Raw genomic sequence first — 19750 nt, 5'->3', positions numbered from 1 at the left:
CCTGCGATCTTGTTGATCTCTTTTTTCTTCAGCAGCAATTTGCGACGTCGACGCGGCGTATGGTTGAAGCGGTTGCCATGGTCGTAGGGCGGGATGTCAGCATTGATCAGATAGATCTCATTATCTTCAGGACTGACATAGGATTCCGCGATATTGGCCTTGCCCGCACGCAGGGACTTCACCTCGGTGCCCAAGAGCTGGATGCCGGCTTCAAACGTGTCTTCCAGCTCATAGTCGAACCGGGCGCGCCGATTGACCGCCACCAGGCCGTTATCATCTTTGTTCTTGCTCATAGCAGACCACAGCTTTCCATCCCCGCGCGCACCTTGACCTTGACGGTCTCAGGGCACGCAACCAGCGGCAAGCGAACCTCCTCGTCACACAGGCCCAGAAGCGACAGCGCGTATTTGCTCGGCCCCGGACTCGGCGCCGCGAACAGCGCCTCATGCAAGGGCTGCAGACGATCATTCAGCGTCCGAGCCTCTTCCCAGCGACCGTCCTGGCAGGCGCTCTGAAACCGGGCGCACAATTCCGGCGCCACATTGGAGGTCACAGAGATCGCGCCGTGTCCGCCATGGGCGTTATAGCCCAGAGCCGAAGCATCCTCGCCAGACAGCTGGGTGAAGTCTTCGCCGATCACATTGCGATGCCGCGTGACGCGCTGGATGTCGCCCGTCGCGTCCTTCACACCCATGATATTGGGATGGCGCGCCAGCTCCGCCATGGTCTCAACTGATATATCAACAATGGACCGGCCCGGAATATTGTAGACGATGATCGGCAGAGCGACGGCGTCCGCAATAGCGGTGAAGTGGGCGATGATCCCGTCCTGGGACGGCTTGTTATAATACGGCGCCACAACCAGACCGGCGTCCGCGCCAATCCGCTTGGCGTGTTCCTGCAGCTCGATTGTCGCTGCTGTGGCGTTCACGCCGACGCCTGCGATCACAGGAACCCGTCCCGCTGCAATCTCCACGCACAGCTCGACGCTGCGCAGCCGCTCGGCATGGGTCAGGGTGGGCGTTTCCGCTGTGGTGCCCGCCGGAACAAGCGCCGTCGTCCCCGCCGCGATCTGACGCTCGATCAGGGCTGCGAAGGCTTTCTCGTCAACGGCGCCGTTCTTGAACGGAGTGACGAGCGCTGTCAGGGAGCCTTTGAACATGGGACGGACCTTCATCGGAACTTCAAATTCGGGCGCGGACCATACGCGCCGCACCGATTTGCGCCAAGTGCAGAGGACAATCATGGACAGCGGCTTGCACTTGGCTCACCCTGCTGTTTATCCGGCTCTTACATAGGACATACAGACGTGACCCTGGCCCGCGCCGCGCTGTTCCTGCTCGCCCTCTCCCTGCCGCTGTCTGCTGCGACGGCGCAAACGCCCGCACCGCGGCTGAAACCGCCCGTGCCTAACCATTCCATCTTGCTGTCAGACGCCGATTTTACGGCCTTCAGGCGCGGCATGCGCGCCGCCGATGACGATGATTGGGATGATGTGCGCGCCGCCATCATCACGCTGGATAATCCGGTCGCTGACCATGTCCTGCTATGGCGGATCGCGGTCAGCGACGCCCGTGCGCCATTTTCAGACCTTGATCGCGCCATTGACGAGCTGGACGGCTGGCCGCGCCAGGCTTCAATTCGCCGAGAAGCGGAATGGAAGATCGAGGATTCCGGGCTCAGCCCGGCCCTGATCGTCGCCTGGTTTGAAGATCGCGAACCGGTCACCGGCGAAGGCCGCATCGCCTTGGGCGAATCCCTGATCGCGCTGGGGCGCGCGGATGAAGGCGCCGAGCAAATCCGCACCGCCTGGCGCACCCAGAGCCTGCGCCTGTCAAATCAACGCGATGTGCTGCGCGAGCATGGCGAGATTCTGACCAATGACGATCACGCCGCCCGCGTCGACTTTCTGCTTTGGGCCGGTCAGCGCACCGCCGCCAGCCGCCTCTTGCCGGAGCTCTCCGCCGGGGAACGCCGCGTCGCGGAAGCGCGTATCCGCCTTGCCAGCCGCTCCAGCGGCGTGGATGGCGCGGTTTCAGCGGTCCCTGACTCGCTGAGCGATACGCCGGGCCTGGTGTATGAGCGCGCCCGCTGGCGCCGCCGCAGGGGTCTGGACACTTCACTGGAGCTGCTGCTGGAACTGCCTGACAGCTATGACAATGACGCGGCGCTGGAATCCATGTGGACCGAGCGCAAGCTGATGATCCTGGACCTGATCCGGGACCGCGACTTTGACACCGCCTATCAGCTGGCCGCCGCCAATGGCATGGAGCGCGGCGTTGAATTCGCTGACGCCGAATTCCTGGCGGGGTGGCTGGCGCTGACGAAACTCGATCAGCCCGGCGTCGCCTTCGCGCATTTTGAGCGGCTTGAAAGCGGCGTCACCACGCCCGTCTCCACCTCACGCGCGCTCTACTGGCAGGGCCGCGCCGCCGAGGCGTCCGGCGAACTGGAACTCGCCTCAGACCGCTTCACCGCGGCGGCCGGATACCCCACCGCCTATTATGGACAACTGGCGCTGCTGGCTTTGGGGCCGGACGCAGCCGAGCTTGATCTGCCGCCTGACCCCGATCCCAGCGAAGAGGCGCGCGCCGCCTTCAACGCTCGGCCTGAAATTCAGGCCCTGCGTTTGCTCGCGGAAGTGAATGCGGACTATCTGTTCCGGGTCTTCATGTATCATTTTGACGATGAGATGCAGACGCCTGAAGAACAGGCCATGATCACCGACATTGCCCTGGAATACTTCCAGATCCGTCAGGCGGTCCGCGCTGCAAAAGCCGGGCGCCTGCAGGGCATGATCCTGGCGGAACGCGCCTACCCGCTGATCGACCTGCCGGACGCTGCGCCCATGGCGCCTGAAGCGGCCCTGACCTATTCCGTCATTCGTCAGGAGACCGAGTTTGATCCCCAGGCCGTGTCCGGCGCCGGCGCGCGCGGTCTCATGCAGATGATGCCCGCCACCGCGCGCCAGACCGCGCGACAGCTGGATATGCCCTATAACTTCCAATGGCTGACTGATGACCCGGGGTACAACCTGACCCTGGGCATGGCCCACCTTCAGGAGGTGGTGACGGATTACGAAGGCTCTCTGGTGATGGCGCTCGCCGCCTATAACGCCGGCGGGCATCGGGTGCGGCGCTGGGTGAACAACTATGGCGATCCGCGCACCGATGACATCGACCCGATTGACTGGGTGGAATCCATCCCGTTCTCGGAAACGCGCAATTATGTGCAACGCATCATCGAGAACCTGCAGGTCTATCGCGCGCGTCTGAACAATGGCGAAGCGACGCCGCTCAACATCACCCAGGATCTGTCGGGGCAGTTCTCTCGCGACCTTCCAGCCCTGCCCGATGATTTCGTCGCCGCCCTGCGGGAAGCTCAGGCTCTTGAGAGAGCGCTAGAAGAGGAGGCGGTCGCCGCCCCGGACGCGCCGGTCCTGACTGATCCGGATGAGGACGCAGAAGGCGGCGCCGAAGGCCGTTAGAGCGCGCTGGACAGCGCTTGTTGCAAGACGGCGCTGTCCACATTCCCGCCCGTCAGCACGACGACTGTGGTTTTGCCCTTCGCGTCGATCTTGCCCGACAGAAGCGCCGCCAAAGCCGCCGCTCCTCCCGGCTCAAGCACGAGCTTGAGCGTTTCGAACCCAAAGCGAACCGCCTGCATCGCTTCCAGATCGCTCACGACCCCGACGCCTTTGAGGCGCGGCTGATTGATGGCGAATGTCAGATCCCCAGGCGTTTCCGTCAGTAACGCATCACAGAGCGACCCCGCCTTGCGGACATTGCCAACCTTGTGACCGCTCGCAAGCGACCGCGCGTGATCATCGAACTCTTCCGGCTCCGCGCCATAAACCGCGGTTTCAGGCGACAGCGCCTGCGCCGCCAGATTGATGCCGGCGATCAGGCCGCCGCCGCCCACGCAGCAGATCAGCTGATCCGCGTGAACGCCGTCAGTCTTGAGCGTTTCAAAGATTTCCAGTCCGCACGTGCCCTGCCCGGCGATGACGTCGGGATGGTCGTAAGATGGAATCAGGGCCGCGCCGCTGGCGTCACACAGCGCTTGTGCGATCTCTTCGCGGCTTTCAGTCGCCCGGTCATAGGCGCGGATCTCGGCGCCGCGCGCCAAAACCCCCGCCTTTTTCACGTCTGGCGCATCTTCAGGCATCACGATGATCGCCTTGATCCCCAGGATGCGCGCGGCTTCTGCGACGCCCTGGGCGTGATTGCCGGACGAAAACGCCACCACGCCCTTGCGCGCTTGCGATTCGCTCAGCTTGGACAATGCGTTATAGGCGCCGCGAAACTTGAAGGTGCCGGTCCGCTGCAAGCATTCCGCTTTTAAAAGAATTCTCCCGCCCACCCTGTCATCCAGCGCCGCATTGGTCAGCAAGGGCGTGCGGACCGCCTGATCTTTCAAGCGTGCGGCGGCTGCACGGACATCATCGAAGTCAGGAAGCGGAGACGTCATGGTTGCAAAGCCTTTCGAACTTTTGTGCGGCTGCAAGAAACTGGTGCGAAAGGGATTGCGTACTGCGCTTCCGGGCCTTTTGATAGGCGTAACAACAAAACGAACCAGCGCTCGGCTCTGCTGAGCGTCAGGTTACAGGGGAGGACTGAGCCTTGCTACGCGGTCAGATGATGAACCGTCCGCTCATGATTGCGGACATTTTACACCATGCAGCTCTCAATCATGGCCAGCGCGAAATCGTGTCGCGCCTGCCCGATACGGGCGAAATTCACCGCTATGGCTATGCCGATTGCTATAAGCGGACCCAACAGCTCGCCAATGTCCTGACAGGACCGCTGAAGGTAAAACCGGGCGACCGGATCACCACCATCGCCTGGAACACCCACCGGCATATGGAGCTCTATTACGCCGTGTCCGGCATTGGCGCAGTCGTACACACCGCCAATCCGCGTCTCAGCCCCGAACAGCTCGCCTGGATCATTGATCACGCCAAGGCCAAGCACGTCTTCTTTGACGTGACCTTCGCGCCGCTGGTCGATGCAGTGGCCAAGCATTGCAAGACGGTCAAGCGCTGGATCGCCATGACGAGCGAAGCGACCAAGCCGCAGACCAAGACCAAGGTCGAGATTTACGAGACCCTGCTTGCGAACGCGCATGATGAGTTTGATTTCCCCGAGTTCGATGAGAACGCCGCCGCAGGGCTGTGCTACACCTCCGGCACCACGGGCGATCCCAAGGGCGCGCTCTATTCGCACCGCTCAACGGTGCTTCACGCCATGGCCTGCTGCAGCGTGGACGCGATCGGGGTCGGCGCTGACGGCGTGGTGATGCCGGTGGTGCCCATGTTCCACGTCAACGCCTGGGGCGTGCCCTACGCCGCCGCCATGGCGGGCGCGAAACTGGTCATGCCCGGCGCGCAGCTTGACGGTGAGAGCCTGCAGGGCCTGATCGAGGGCGAAGAGGTCAACCAGGTTCTGGGCGTGCCCACGGTCTGGCTGGGCCTGCTTCAGTATCTGCGCGATAGCGGCAAGCGGATTGATTGCGTCCAGAAAGTGCTGATGGGCGGCTCGGCCATGCCCGAAGCGCTGATGCGCGCCTATCAGGACGAGTATGGCGTCGAGATGCAGCAAGGCTGGGGCATGACCGAGATGAGCCCGCTGGGCACGGTCGGCAAGCTTCTGCCCAAGCATGAATCTCTAACTGAGGACGAGAAGGTCGGCATCAAGCTCAAGCAGGGCCGTCTTCTGTTCGGCGTGGAAATGCGCACCGTGGATGATGACGGCAATATCCTGCCGCGAGACGGCCAGTCCGCAGGCCATATCCATGTGCGCGGCCCCTGGATCATCGACAGCTATTATCGCGGCGCAGGCCCGGACAGCTTCACCGATGACGGCTGGTTCAAGACCGGTGATGTGGGCCATATCGATCAGGATGGGTATATGACCATCACCGACCGCTCCAAGGACGTGATCAAGTCCGGCGGCGAATGGGTCAGCTCCATCGATCTGGAAAACGCCGCCATGGGCCATCCCGATGTGGCGATGGCCGCAGCCGTCGGCATGCCCCACCCCAAATGGCAGGAGCGCCCGCTGCTGATCGTACAGCCCAAACCCAACACCACGCCGACGCCGGATTCCATCCGTGAGTATCTGTCGACGCGGGTTCCGAAATGGTGGCTGCCGGATGGCATCGAGTTCATCGACGAAATGCCCCTTGGCGCCACGGGCAAGATCCTCAAGACCAAGCTGCGCGAGATGTTCAAGGACTACACCTTCCCTGAATAAGTCGCGTGCTGACACAGCTTGCTTCTCAAAACCCCGGCGCAGCGCGCCGGGGTTTTTTGTCGCCACCTTACGAGATCGTCACTTGCGGATTGTCGCCACCCTCCCCACATTTATCGACAAACAATAAGGAGGTTGGTCATGGACATTATGATTCTGCTGGCGGTGCTGCATTTCCTGCCCACGCTGATCGCGCTGGTGCGCGGTCACCACAATGGATTTGCGATATTCCTGACCAATCTGCTGTTGGGCTGGACCGTCATCGGCTGGCTGATCGCCCTGATCTGGTCGTGCACAGCGGTTGAGCGACGTATTCGAGCTTAGCCAAGGCTTTGTGAACCCTGCGTTTACCAATCACTGGCTACCCGTAGACCCCTATTCGTATGGGGAAACTTTATGCTCAGTTTTGGACGCAAGGCCGTGTCGAACGTCGCGGATCATCAAGTCATGGCATCACAAGACTACGCAGAAACGCAGTCTGTGTCCGCGAAGCTCGCTGAGGCTATCACCGCCATCAAGGTGGGGCGCGCTCCCGATCTGAGCGCCTTGCCTCACGAGGCGGCGGAGGCGCTGAACGACCTGCATCAGGAACTGAAACGCCGTAACGCCGCCGAGCTGGAGCGAACGGTGAACGCGTCCATGCAGGATTCCAACGCCATGGCGGCAGTCTCGCGCGCCACTGGCGAAGTCCGGAAAATGGATAAGCACGCCAGCGGCATGTCCAGTGCGGTGGAAGAACTGGACTTCTCCATTCATGAGATCAACAAGCTCGCCAGCCGCGGCGCAGACTCCCTGGGCGCGTGCGTTGAGCAGTCTCAATCCGGTCTTGAAGCGGTTCGGCTGACCCGCTCGGAAAGCGAACAGCTGGGCGGCGCGTTTGAAACGATTACCGGCCGGGTCACCGATCTGGAACAGGCGTCCCGCCAGATCGCCGAGATCGTGGACACGATCGCCGCCATCGCAGATCAGACCAACCTTTTGGCGCTGAACGCCACCATCGAAGCCGCTCGCGCCGGCGAAGCCGGCAAGGGCTTCGCCGTGGTGGCCGGCGAGGTCAAGGCGCTGTCGGGTCAGACCGCCAAGGCGACAGAAGACATTCGCCTGCGCATGGAGCATTTGCAGCGCCAAGTCACCGCCATCACCGAGGCCGTGTCACACTCTTCCAACTCCATTCACGCCGGTATTGACGCCGCCAACTCGTCCGAGCAAGCCGTCAACACGGTCACCGACAAGGTGCGTGAAAGCGCGCAGATCGTGTCCGACATCGCCCGCCTGATCGCAGAACAGTCCAAGGCGACCACCGATCTGTCGCAATCGGTCACCCAGATCGCAGACGGCGCAACAAAGGCGCGCGAGCGGGTCGAAAATGTGGTTGAGGCGAGCGCTGGCACCGAATCCACGATCGGCCAGACCCTCAGCGCGCTCAGCGACCGTCATATCGACAATTTCGTGCTGCATTGCGCCAAGTCAGACCATTTGCTGTGGAAGAAACGCCTCAACAGCATGCTGGTAGGCGCGACCAAGCTGTCTGAAAGCGAGCTGTCCGACCACCGGTCCTGCCGTCTGGGCAAATGGTATGAAAAGGCGCGCAGCCAGTATGGCTCCATCCCGGCCTTTATCGCGATTGAGCCCCCGCACGCGCGCGCCCACGAATGCGGCAAACGCGCGGCGCGTTTGTGCGCGCAAGGCGATTATGAGGGCGCTGAGCTGGCGGTCGAAGAGATGGACGCTGCATCAGATAATGTGCTGACTGCGATTGATCGCTTGATGGCGGATCTCAGCAAAGCCTAAGCGAGACAGCGCCAGCGATGCTGTTGCACCGCTGGCGCGTCTTTCAGGCCTTACCGAAAATCACTGATCTCAGAGAGCGCTTTCTTCTCGAGCGCGTGCAGCGGCACCTGGGCGCCCTCGGACGGATAGCCGCAGACGATCAGCATCATCGGTTTTTCCGTCGCCGGGCGGTCGCAGATCTCGGTCAGGAACCCCATGGGATTGGGCGTATGGGTCAGGGTGGCGAGGCCCGCCTGATGCAGGCTTGCGATCAGCAGCCCGCAGGCGATGCCGACGCTTTCAGAGACATAATAGTTCTTCCGGTCATCCCCCGGCTTCGGTCCGCCGCGACGCTGGGCGAAGACGGCGATGATCCACGGCGCGGTTTCCAGAAACGGCTTGCTGGCGTCAGTGCCGAGCGGCTCCAGAGCCTCAAGCCATTCCGCGCTGGCCTTGCCTTCATAAAAGGCGCGCTCTTCGGCTTCTGCGGCCTCTCTCAGCTGCGTCCGCAACTCCCCCTGCCCCAGAACCGTGAAATGCCAGGGCTGGTGATTGGCGCCATTGGGCGCAGTGCCGGCGGTCAGGATCGCCGTCTCGATGATCTCACGCGGAACGGCCCGGTCTGAGAAATCACGCACCGTGCGTCGCTGGCGCATGGTCTCGTAAAACGCCTCCGCCCGCGCGCGCATCTCGGTTTCGGGCAGTTCGGAAAATTCAAGAGGGGTCACAGGATGAGTGGTCATGGGCGCATTCTGTGACAGAACGCGCCCTGAGGCCATTCACGAAGTGACTACACCTGCGTCCAATCCAGGATCACCTTGCCCGCCTTGCCAGAGCGCATGGCGTCAAAGCCGGTCTGGAAGTCAGTCGCCGGCAGTCGGTGGGTGATGAGCTGGCTGACATCGAGGCCCGATTGCAGCATGGCCAGCATCTTGTGCCAGGTCTCAAACATTTCCCGGCCATAAATCCCCTTGAAGGTGATCGCCCGCATGATCAGGCTGCCCATGTCGAGATTGAACGGCTTGCCGGGCAGGCCCAGCATGGCGATCTTGCCGCCCATCACCATGTTCTCGACCATCTGGTTGAAGGCCGGCTCCGCGCCTGACATCTCAAGGCCCACATCAAAGCCTTCCGTCATCTTCAGACGCGCGCGCACATCGCGCAGATCGTCCTTGGTGGTGTTCACCGGCACGGCGGTCGGGCAGACTTTTTCGAGCAGCGCCAGGCGATCGGGATTGATGTCGGTCACCGCGATATGGCGCGCGCCGCAATGGCGCGCGACCGCAGCGGCCATGATGCCGATGGGTCCCGCGCCGGTGATCAGCACGTCTTCCCCCACCAGATCAAAGGCGGTGGCGGTGTGAACGGCGTTGCCCAGCGGATCGAGGAAGGCCGCCTGCTCCATGGAGACTTCATCGGGCAGCGGCACGGCGTTGAACGCGGGGATCACCAGATATTCGGCGAACGCGCCCGGCATGTTCACGCCCACGCCCTTGGTGTCGGGGTCCAGATGGAAGCGCCCGGCGCGCACGGCGCGGGATTTCTCGCCCACCACATGGCCTTCGCCGGACACCCGCATGCCCACTGACACCCGGTGCACGTCAGATCCGACCGCCTCGATCACGCCGCCGAATTCATGGCCGACCACCATGGGCACGGGCACGTTTTTTTGCGCCCAAGCGTCCCAGTTATAGATATGCACGTCAGTGCCGCAGATGGCGGTGTTATGCACGCGGATCAGGACGTCGTCCGGCCCGATCTCGGGCTTGTCGACATCTTGCAACCACAGGCCTTCTTCGGCTTTGGCTTTGACCAGGGCTTTCATACGGGGGCTCCCAATTGAGAGGTGGACGTCTCACCTCGCTTTGATCACGCCGCGCGATGAAAGAAAAGAGCGCCCCTCATAGCATACGCGACAGGTTCAACCTTCGTGACCATGGGAGACGGGCGGAATGATGCGCGCCAGCAAGCCGGATTTCGGGAAGGGCGCGGTGAGAACGCCGCGCACGGGCGTCCAGGCGACACCCAGAAGCACCACGATCCCGCCCAGCACCAGCAGGGTCGTCGCCACCACGCCCGCGCCGTCCAGGCCCAGCTGGTTCACGAGCACGCCAAGCGCGACGCCCGTCGTCAGCAGGCCTGATACGATCAAGGCGCGTCGGTTGATCAGAAGAGAGACCAGGGCGAACACCGCAATGACCAGCAAGGTGACGACAGCGGCGCGCATGGCGGCGGCGTCTTCTCCCCCTTCGGGAAAATAGATCATGCCGACAAAGCTATCCTGCGGGTCAATTCGCACGCCATTGATCGCCATCGTCAGGGCGGCGGAGAGGAGAACCGGCGCAGCGAAAAAGTGGAGCCAGAACCCTGTGCCCGACAGGCGTGTGGTTCGGGCGGGATCGCGCGCATCAAAGACGATTCCGGCCAGAAACAGCCCAAGCCCCATCAACAGGCTGGCGAGCGGGTTGAAGACCATGAAGCTGTAAGGGTCGATCACCAGCCAGATGCTCGCGGCCAGCGCCGCGATCGCCACGCCCAGAAGCCCGCCTGAGAACGGCAAGCGGAAGCTGGCGTAATACAGACCGACCGCCACCACGAAGAACGCCCCGATCATCACCGGCCAGCTGCGCAACGCCCAGCCGAGCTCGTTCAGCATCGCGCTGACAGTCTCTTCTTGAAAAACGCTCAGATGGTCAAAGGCGACCGCAGGATCAACCTCTGTCAGAAGCGGCAGAATGAAGGAGGTATAGAGCCAGACCAACAGACCCCCGAAGCAGAACACGAACACCGCGCATAACACGATCCCCGGCAGGATGCGGCGCTGCCGCCCCACCAGTAATGCCGACAATCCCCAGGCGATGAGAGCGATCAGCCCGAGAAGCCCAAGCGAGACGAGTTCGGACGCCATCCCGTCCCGATCCAGATCCAGGGAGTCGTGAAACTGGACCGCCCCCAGGATGAGACCGGTAAACAGGATCAACACGCCTATGGTGGTGAAGATGTCGTGGAAGTTGTTGAGGAAGGGCAGCATTTCATCGCCCGGGCGGGCGCTGCTGGCGGCGCTCTCATCAGCTCCGTTCGCTGCAGTGTGCGTTTCGGTCATGGCGTCCCCCTTGCCAGGATCATGGTATCAAGACAGACACTGGCACGGGTTCGCCTCAAAAGCATGTGAAACCCGGTTCACCCCGCAAAGCGTCCAGCGCACGAGTTTACTGGCGCGCTGCGCTCACTCCGATACCAGCCAAGCGGGATGCGGGCGCGGCACGAGCGGCGCCTAAGACGCTTTGGCGCCGCCTCGCCCCTCCCCGTTTAGCGCGCCTGCAAGCTGTCGCGTGAGATCACCTCGCCGCGCAGGACCACCGTCTCTATGTCTCGCCAGGCGGCGACGCTGTCAAAGGGGTCTGAGCCCAGCAGGACCAGATTGGCGACATAGCCCGGCGTGATCCGGCCATACTCCGCCTCGAGACCGAACTGAGCCGCGATCGTGAGCGTGCCTGAACGGAATATCTCCACCGCGCTCATCCCCGCTTCCGCCATCGCCTCCATCTCAAGCAGCGTGCACAGACCGGGCTGATTGATGGCGGTCGGACTGCCAGGACAGTCGCTCGCCAGCATCACGGGATGGCCCTCACCGTGCAGATAGGCGAGCGCGCGTTGGCCGCGCTGCACGCCGAAGCCGAAGATGTCGGCGATCTCGTCTCTGGGCATATCAGCGGGAAAATCAGACGCCAGCTCATCAGCGAACCAGTCCGCCCCACCCTCACGATAGAACGTCATCAGGGAGGCAGGCGTGACCGGCGCGAGATCGGGATTATCGAGCGTTCCGGGGCGCACATGATCCGCCAGCCCCGCCATCACGCGCAAGGTGGGCATATATCCGGTCTCACTCTCGATCACCCGATCCAGCGTCTCCACTACGGGCGGTTCGCCCTCGGGCCATTGCCAGTTCCAGAGACCGTGCGCCATGACGCCCACGCCGTGATCGAGCGCGATCTGATACATGTCGATGGCGTTGGCGTGGACCAGAACCGGGATGTTGCGCGCTTGGGCTTCGGCCTTGATCGCGTCCAGGGTTTCATCGCTCATCAGCGGCCAGTCACTGGCCGCGCCGAATCCGTCTTCCAGATAGATTTTCACACAGACCGCGCCGTCCGCCTGCATGCGCGCGATTACGGGCGCCGCCTCGTCCGGCGCAGTGATGTCATAGGGATAGGCGCTTTCAGGATGATCGCCGGAGCGCTGATTGACCGGATAGCCGTCATGCGGTCCGGGAACTTCGCCACAGCGCAGCAGATCAGGATGTTGGGGCTGATCGGTGAAACCCTCCCAGCCTGTCAGCGGGGCCGGATCGAGCACTTGCGTCACGCCGTGATAGAGCAGGCTGCGCGGCTGCTGCGTCATATAGGCCGCGACCAGATCAGGATGATCGGTTGCAGGGGGCATGCCTGCAGCGCCCATGCCCGGCACGAAGGAGACATGGTGATGGCTGTCGGTCAGACCGGGGGCGAGGAACCGGCCCTCCCCGTCCAGCACGGTGTCGCCTTCATGAACCTCTATGGGATTGGCGCTGACCTCGACGATCCGGCCGTCTGTGATGCGCACCCATCGCCCTTCAAGCGCTGCGTCCTGTTCCGGACTGGCGAGGGTGACGTTGCGTATGACGAGATCGTCCGTCGAGGCCGCCGCCAGAGCAGCCATTACGGTGAACGCGAGTGAGGTAAAAGACATGATGCAAACTCCCAGACTGTCGGGTCTTTACATCATGTCAAATCAACCTTGAACCCTGATCCATGTCAGGACTGGCTTAAATTTCGGTCAGACAACACCCAGCTCCTTGCCGACCTTGGTAAAGGCGGCGACGGCGCGATCGATCATCTCGGGCGTATGCGCAGCGCTCATCTGGGTGCGGATGCGGGCCTTGCCCTTGGGCACCACCGGATAGAAGAAGCCGATCACGTAAACGCCCTCCTCCATCAGCTTGTCAGCCATTTTCTGGCTCAGGGCGGCGTCGCCCAGCATCACCGGAATGATCGGGTGTTCACCCGGCAGCAGATCAAAGCCGGCGTCGGTCATGCCGGCGCGGAAGCGCTTGGCGTTGTCAAACAGCCGGGCGCGCAGATCATCGCCCTCGCGCACCATCTCCAGCGCTTTCAGGCTGGCGCCCGCGATGGCCGGGGCCAGCGAGTTGGAGAACAGATAGGGGCGCGAGCGCTGGCGCAGAATGTCGATCACGGGCTTTTTCGCCGCCGTGAAGCCGCCCATGGCGCCGCCGAGCGCCTTACCCAGCGTGCCGGTGATGATGTCGATCCGCCCCATGACGCCGCAATGCTCGTGGGTGCCGCGGCCCTTCGCGCCCATGAAGCCATGGGCGTGGCAATCATCGACCATGGTCAGGGCGTCATACTTGTCCGCCAGATCGCAAATGGACTTCAGATCCGCGATATAGCCGTCCATGGAGAACACGCCGTCCGTCACGATCAGAATCGTGCGCGCGCCATCCTTGCGGGCCTGTTTGAGCTGGGCTTCCAGGTCATTCATGTCCGAATTGGCGTAGCGATAGCGCTTGGCTTTGCACAGACGCACGCCGTCAATGATCGAGGCGTGGTTCAGCGCGTCGGAGATGATCGCGTCTTCCGGGCCCAGAAGCGGTTCGAACAGGCCGCCATTGGCGTCAAACGCCGCCGCGTAGAGAATGGCGTCTTCCTGACCGGTGAAGTCAGCGATGGCCGCTTCAAGCTCTTTGTGGACCTCCTGCGCGCCGCAGATGAAGCGCACCGACGCCACGCCATAGCCATAGCGATCCAGCGCAGTCTTGGCGGCGTCAATCAGCTCGGGCCGGTTGGCGAGGCCGAGATAGTTGTTGGCGCAGAAATTCAGCACATGGCGCTCGGTCCCATCAGTCCCGCGCACGTCGATCTCGGAATATTGCTGCGAGGTGATGGTGCGCTCGCGCTTGTACAGCCCGTCCGCATCGATCTCGGCGAGGGTTTCGGTCAGGCGGTCATAAAAGCTCTGGGACATGAGGGTGGACTCCCTGAAGGTCGGAAACGGATAGGTCTGACTTAGCTCAGTGTGAGCGTCTTGCCCGGCGCAATGTCAGCCAGGCTCTGTTTGACATGGATCAGGGCGGGCTTGCCCGCGTTCAAAGCCTGTTCCAGAGTGCCAGAGAAGTCTTCGGTCTTGTCGACGAAATAGCCCGCGCAGCCGCATGCTTTCGCCATCAGTTTGAAATCAGGATTAGAGAGATCGGTGCCGCTGACCCGGCCCGGATAGGCGCGCTCCTGGTGCATGCGAATTGTGCCATAAGCGCCATTGTCAAAGACACACACCACGATGTTCGCGCCATGCTGGACGGCCGTCGCCAGCTCGGGCGCCGCCATCATGAAATCACCATCCCCGCACACCGCGATCACCGGACGATCCGGGCAATGCAGCTTCGCGGCGATCGCAGCCGGCAGGCCATAGCCCATGGCGCCCGAAGTCGGCGCGAGCTGGCTGGGGCAGCACCGGTGCACCCAGTAGCGATGCAGCCAGGCCGCAAAATTGCCCGCGCCATTGGTCATGATCGCCTGACCGCCGAACCTCTCTGACGTTTCGCGCCAGATGATCGACGGGTTCACATCACCCGTCACCTCAACCGGTTCGATCCAGGCATCATAGGCGGCGCGGCATTGCTTGACCCAGTCCGCGCGAGAGGCCGCATTGTCTGACTTGGCCGCGGCGTTGATCGCACTCAGCGCAGGACCGGCCTGGGCGGTCACGGCCAGTTTCGGGCGATACACACGGCCCAGCTCTTCCCCGCCCGGATGAATGTGAACCAGACGATCCGCCACGCCTTCGGGAACGTCGAACAGATCATAGCTCTGCGTGGTCATCTCCCCCAGGCGCGGGCCGACTGCAACGATCAGGTCCGCCTCGCGCAAAGCCGTCACGACGGCCGGGCAAGCGCCAATGCCAGCCTCACCGCCATAATGGGAATGAGCATTGTCAAACAGGTGCTTGACACGGAAACTTGTCAGGATGGGGCAATTGGTGCGAACCGCGAAATCATGCAGCGCCTCACGGTCTTCATCGCGCCAGCCCGGCCCGCCCACCATCATCACTGGGCGCTCGGCCGCGTCGATCATCGCGGCGATTTCATGCGCTGTCTCGGCGGAGACTTCGCTGCGCGCCGGAACCAAAGCCGCAGCCTCGGGCGCGTCAGCGATCTCGGTCAGCATATCTTCAGGCAGACCGACAACCACGGGCCCCGGACGCCCGTTCATGGCGAGCGCAAAGGCGCGCATCATCATTTCAGGCACGCGCGCGGGATCACGGATCTCGAACGCCGCCTTGGCGAGCCCTGCAAAGGCCTGGGCATAATCGAGCTCCTGAAACGCCTCACGCCCTTCATCCTCGCGGCGGACCTGTCCGACCAGCAAGATCATCGGCGTTGAGTCCTGAAGCGCCGTGTGAACCCCGACAGCGGCCTGGGTGGCGCCGGGCCCCCGCGTCACGAAACAAATGCCCGGACGCCCGGTCAGCTTGCCATGGGCTTCAGCCATATTGGCGGCCCCGGCTTCGTGACGGCACTGGATAAAGGGAATATCCACTTCAACCAATGCATCAAGGGCCGCCAGATAACTCTCTCCAGGAACACCATAAATTCGCTCAACGCCATTGGCGGACAAAGCGGCGATAAGGTGCTGGGCGCCAGTGCGTGAAGGCATGATCGGGTTCTCCGCAAGAGTGGACCCGATCTGCTAACGCGCACCGGCGGCGCCTGGCAAGCGTCAGGCGGCGCGAACGCCAGAGAGAAAGCGCTCGATGGTCGCCTTCAAACCTTGCGACTCACTAGCGACAGCCACGCTCGCCTGATCAAGATCGCTGGCGCCCTTGTTCGCCTGATCCGCACGCTGCTGGGCCTGGCTCACTTCAGTGCGCACTTCGCCGGTGGCGGCGGCGGCGTTTTGCGCTGAACTTGAGATTTCAGCGGCAGCGGCCCGCTGCTCTTCCATGGCGGCGGAGATCGCGGTGGCGATTTCATAGGTCTCGCCAATGACGGTCGCAATCTTCTCAATGGCGCTCACTGACGCATCCGTCGCGGTCTGAATGCCTTTGATCTCCGAAGCGATGCTCTCGGTCGCATGGGCGGTCTGCTCGGCCAGCGCTTTCACTTCGCTGGCCACAACCGCAAACCCCTTGCCCGCCTCACCGGCGCGTGCGGCCTCGATGGTGGCGTTCAGCGCCAGAAGATTGGTCTGCTCGGTCACGCCGGCGATCAGCTGGACAATGCCGTCGATCTTCTGGGCGGCGTCCGCCAGTTTCTGTACGTCCTGACGTGTCGATTCCGCCTGCTCGACCGCGGATTTGGACACTTCAGACGAGCGCAAGGATTGCTGATTGATCTCGCTGATCGCGGCGGTCAGCTCTTCTGCGGCGGCGGCGACCACCTCGACGCTCTCCGCCGAAGTCTGGGCGGCCCCGTCCAGAGTGCGAGCGCCATCCGCGGTGGCGCCAGCGTTGGCCTTCATTCCCTGGGACGACGCACGGAGCTGCTCACCCGCGGCTTCAAACGCGGAGATGGCCTGTGACGCGCTTTGGTCAAACTCCGACACCAGCGCTTCGATCTGCTCGGCGCGCTTGAGTTGCGCCTCCTGAGCGGCATGCGCTTCCGCCTCCAGGCGTTCGCGCTCACGCGCGGAAACCTGAAGAACTTTCACAGACGCGGTCAATGTGGAGACTTCCCGGCCGTAGGGCTCAGGCAATTCCGCCGCCGTATCACCTTTGGCCAGACGCTCCACTGCTCCACTCAGGCGCGCGACAGGCCCCTGGATGGATCGGTTGAGCACGAATGCTCCTGCAAACAGGATGGCGATCACAACACCATTGCCAAGCGCCATCACTCTGATGATCGACCAGATGCTGGCCTGAACATCGTCATAATAAACGCCGGCGCCAGTGATCAGCCCCCAAGGCTCAAACAACATCACATAACTGCGTTTGGGCTCAGGAATGTCAGAGCCGGCGCGAGGCCAGCCGTAATCCACAAAACCCTGTCCTTCGGCGCGCGCCACCTGGGTCATCTCACGAAACAGGAACAGCCCGTTGGGGTCCTGCGTATTGTATACGGACTGCCCATTCAGCTGGGGGCGCACTGCGTGCATGATCATCTGGTGATCAAAATCAATGACGAAGAAATAATTGTCGCCTTCAAAGCGCATGTCGCTGAGCGCCCGCATCGCAGCAGCCTGAGCCGCTTCCTGCGTCATCTCGCCCGCTTCTACTCTGGCGTGATAAGAACTGATCGTGCTTGTGGCGATCTCGACGATCTCAGAGAGCCCCTGATCGACCTCCTGAAGCATAGCGCGCCGCACTTGAAATGCACTGACGACCGTCAGCAACACCAGCATTACGGCCAGCGCGCCACCTGCCAAATACAGTTTTTGACCTATTGATGCATTCTTGAACATGGAGGCCACCCTGAATTGGAGAACTCTCCATAGGTGCCCGTGAGTCTCTTAATGCATGGTTATGCGAAAATTCTTGTTGAAAACTGCTTAGAAAGACCACCCAGCACTGACGCTGATGGTCCGTCCCTCCCCGGGGAAATAGCGATAGCGCCCAAATGCAAAGTCAGCCCGTTCCGCGTAGCGTTCATCGAGAAGGTTCCGCACCGAAAGGCTGATCCGGATCTGGTCCTGAATGTCTTTGGAAAGACGCATGTGAAACAGATCATGGCCGTCATAAATGGCGGTGTTTCCTGCATCGGCGAAGTATTCGCCCACATGCGCCCATTCGGTTTCCACTTGAACCGTTTCCGCCGGACGCCAGAGCAGGCGAAGACTGGACAGCCATTCTGGCGCCGTGTCGATGCGCGCGCCCTTCTGGATGCGTTCAGAGCCCGCTCCGGCCCCGCCATTGAAATCATATTCATGAACGGCCCAGCTAACCGCGCCTGAGAGCATCAGCGTGTCAGTGATCGACCAGCCGCCTTCAAGCTCCACACCTTGATGGCGCGTCTTCGCGCCAGTGACCGTCAAGCCGTCGGCGTCGCGCAAGATCACATTGTCCTTGCGCATGACATAGCCGGTCAGCTCCAGCTGCGCCGCGCCCCCAAGATCAAGGCGCAGACCCGTTTCCGCGCTATCCAGCGTTTCAGGCTCGATCCCTTCAACGCTTTGCCCCGGTTGCAACCGATAAAGCTCGGCGGTCTGGGGGGCGCGCACCCCGCGTGCGACTCGACCGAACAGCGACAGGGAGTCCGTCACGTCCAAGACCCAACCTGCATGCGGCGCCAGCGTGTCAAAGCTGTCATCGCGATCGGGCAGCCGCAAATAGCGCCCGACCTGACCCTCAGGCGCCAGGTTTGAATACGTGTACCGGGTGTTCTCCCACCGCAATCCGGCGTCGAGCCTCAATCTGGACGTCAGCTGATGTTCGCCCATGGCGAAGCCGGCGACGGTACGCGATTGCACCGTGTAGTCATAATGAAGCCCCTGAACGAACGGCCCCACCGTCGGGCGGGTCTGGAACTCTCTGAGCGCGCCCTCGGTGAAGTCCGTATCCAGCCCCACCCGGATGACGCTGTCTTCCAGCGTCCAGACCAGTGCGGACTGAAAGCCCAGCGAGTCATGGCCGCTGGTCTCCAGCGCTTCCGAAGGCAGGAAATGCATGCGGAACTGCATGTCATTGCTGCGCGCGAACAGGGCCGCCTGGGCGCTGAGCGTCCCGGTGATCGGATGGTTCAGATGCAGCGCGGCGCGCAGGGCGTAGGCGTTGCGGAACGCTTCCGGGTCAGCGTTGCGACGAGACGCAGCTTCATCCTTGTAAGCCTCGAATCCGCCCACATAGGTCGCGGTTTCCTGCTCCAGATCGACGCCGGAGAGGCGCAAGGACCAATCAGTCTGCCCCATCTGCCCGTCCAGTCGGGCCTGAAGCACGCGCCGATCCAGCGACGCATCCTCGCGCCAGCCGTCTTCATGACGCAGGTTCACCCCCAGCCACCCTGTGCCAAACCTGGTCTCGCCCGCCAGATTCAACCGTGCCGCCGCCCGGCCATATGAGCCGGCTTCCAGCTGGACCGAGCGCTCCGCGTCCAGCGGATCAGGCGTGATGATGTTCACGAGGCCATGCAGGGCGTTCGAGCCATAAGCCGCAGAACCCGGCCCCCGCACCACCTCGATCCGGTCCGCAAGCCCGTCAGCGCCTTCAAACAGGCCGTTGATATTGGCGAAACCGGCGGCGCGCAGCGGCACGCCGTCTTCAAGGTACAGAAAGCTGCCTGCGCCCTGCCCGCCTGTGAACACCGGAGACCGGATCGCCGTCAGGTGCTCCGCGCCATTGCCGCGATTGATATTGACGCCGGGCAAACGATTGAGCGCCTCGCTGACATGATGCGCGCCCACCCGATCAAGAGCCTCAGCCTCCAGAATTGCGGTGGCCAGCGTGCTCTGACGGCGCAGGGTTTCCGCACGCGCCCCCGTCACCACAACAACGTCTCGCACAGCGGGCGCATCCTGTGCGGATGCAGCATGACCGCCGCCGCACAGGCTCAGAAACCCGGTGGCGGAGCTGAGCAAAACATGGCGGAACAAGCGAGACATCAGAGCATTTCCTCAGGCGTTATTTCGCGTTCAAGACGCATATCTATCGGGCGGGATTACAAACATAGAGCGGCGATGTCATCCAGACATGCTTGACCGGAGCGTCGGCCTGCTTACCGTTACAAATTAACAACAATTTGGGGA

General features: G+C 62.4%; 15 protein-coding genes. 4 read left to right on the top strand and 11 right to left on the bottom strand.

What is annotated here, in order from left to right:
* Together smpB and dapA are read right to left on the bottom strand one after the other, a co-directional pair.
* Positions 1-293: SsrA-binding protein SmpB (gene smpB / locus B3M53_RS08150; protein WP_286800054.1), on the bottom strand; the 293-nt coding region annotated here is incomplete at its 3' end.
* On the bottom strand, positions 290-1162 hold the full coding sequence (gene dapA, locus B3M53_RS08145; RefSeq protein ID WP_286800053.1) for a 4-hydroxy-tetrahydrodipicolinate synthase: 873 nt from the start codon (positions 1160-1162) through the stop codon (positions 290-292). The genes dapA and smpB, both read right to left, overlap by 4 nt.
* Positions 1163-1309: 147 nt before the next feature.
* On the opposite strand from dapA, the gene B3M53_RS08140 reads away from it, so the two are divergent.
* Complete coding sequence (locus B3M53_RS08140; RefSeq protein ID WP_286800052.1) at positions 1310-3487, top strand: lytic transglycosylase domain-containing protein; 2178 nt, start codon at positions 1310-1312, stop codon at positions 3485-3487.
* Here the strand turns inward: B3M53_RS08140 and B3M53_RS08135 are convergent.
* Positions 3484-4470, bottom strand: coding sequence for a threonine ammonia-lyase (locus B3M53_RS08135; protein ID WP_286800051.1), 987 nt, complete (start codon positions 4468-4470; stop codon positions 3484-3486). The genes B3M53_RS08140 and B3M53_RS08135 overlap by 4 nt on opposite strands.
* A 167-nt stretch (positions 4471-4637) precedes the next feature.
* On the opposite strand from B3M53_RS08135, the gene B3M53_RS08130 reads away from it, so the two are divergent.
* From B3M53_RS08130 to B3M53_RS08120, 3 genes are all read left to right on the top strand, one after another.
* A complete protein-coding gene (locus B3M53_RS08130) occupies positions 4638-6254 on the top strand; it encodes a long-chain-fatty-acid--CoA ligase (protein ID WP_286800064.1) in 1617 nt (538 codons plus the stop codon).
* 138 nt (positions 6255-6392) lie between these two features.
* Positions 6393-6575 carry a superinfection immunity protein gene (locus B3M53_RS08125; RefSeq protein ID WP_022702161.1) on the top strand — a complete coding sequence of 61 codons (183 nt, stop codon included), beginning with the start codon at positions 6393-6395 and terminating at the stop codon, positions 6573-6575.
* Between the two features lie 123 nt (positions 6576-6698).
* Positions 6699-8042, top strand: coding sequence for a methyl-accepting chemotaxis protein (locus tag B3M53_RS08120; RefSeq protein ID WP_286800049.1), 1344 nt, complete (start codon positions 6699-6701; stop codon positions 8040-8042).
* A gap of 50 nt (positions 8043-8092) precedes the next feature.
* Here B3M53_RS08120 and B3M53_RS08115 read toward each other — a convergent pair whose 3' ends face one another.
* From B3M53_RS08115 to B3M53_RS08080, 8 genes are all read right to left on the bottom strand, one after another.
* Positions 8093-8764, bottom strand: coding sequence for a nitroreductase family protein (locus tag B3M53_RS08115; protein ID WP_273020632.1), 672 nt, complete (start codon positions 8762-8764; stop codon positions 8093-8095).
* A 47-nt stretch (positions 8765-8811) separates the two neighbouring features.
* Positions 8812-9846: an L-threonine 3-dehydrogenase gene (gene tdh / locus B3M53_RS08110; RefSeq protein ID WP_273020630.1), complete on the bottom strand. Its 1035-nt coding sequence runs from the start codon at positions 9844-9846 to the stop codon at positions 8812-8814.
* A 96-nt stretch (positions 9847-9942) separates the two neighbouring features.
* Positions 9943-11124 carry a hypothetical protein gene (locus B3M53_RS08105; protein WP_273020628.1) on the bottom strand — a complete coding sequence of 394 codons (1182 nt, stop codon included), beginning with the start codon at positions 11122-11124 and terminating at the stop codon, positions 9943-9945.
* 206 nt (positions 11125-11330) lie between these two features.
* The gene (locus B3M53_RS08100; protein ID WP_273020626.1) at positions 11331-12749 is read right to left on the bottom strand and encodes an amidohydrolase family protein; all 1419 of its coding nucleotides are present in this window, start codon (positions 12747-12749) and stop codon (positions 11331-11333) included.
* A gap of 87 nt (positions 12750-12836) precedes the next feature.
* Entirely contained in the window at positions 12837-14042 is a 1206-nt protein-coding gene (locus B3M53_RS08095; protein ID WP_022702153.1) for a glycine C-acetyltransferase, read from the bottom strand.
* 41 nt (positions 14043-14083) lie between these two features.
* Positions 14084-15730, bottom strand: coding sequence for a thiamine pyrophosphate-dependent enzyme (locus B3M53_RS08090; protein WP_273020624.1), 1647 nt, complete (start codon positions 15728-15730; stop codon positions 14084-14086).
* A 63-nt stretch (positions 15731-15793) separates the two neighbouring features.
* A complete protein-coding gene (locus B3M53_RS08085; protein ID WP_286800048.1) occupies positions 15794-17365 on the bottom strand; it encodes a methyl-accepting chemotaxis protein in 1572 nt (523 codons plus the stop codon).
* Positions 17366-17560: 195 nt separating this feature from the next.
* Positions 17561-19606: a TonB-dependent receptor gene (locus tag B3M53_RS08080; RefSeq protein ID WP_273020620.1), complete on the bottom strand. Its 2046-nt coding sequence runs from the start codon at positions 19604-19606 to the stop codon at positions 17561-17563.
* Positions 19607-19750: the final 144 nt, after the last annotated feature.

Source organism: Oceanicaulis sp. UBA2681, from assembly GCF_002354675.1.
GTDB classification, from domain to species: domain Bacteria; phylum Pseudomonadota; class Alphaproteobacteria; order Caulobacterales; family Maricaulaceae; genus Oceanicaulis; species Oceanicaulis alexandrii.
This window is presented reverse-complemented; position numbering and strand designations above follow the sequence as displayed.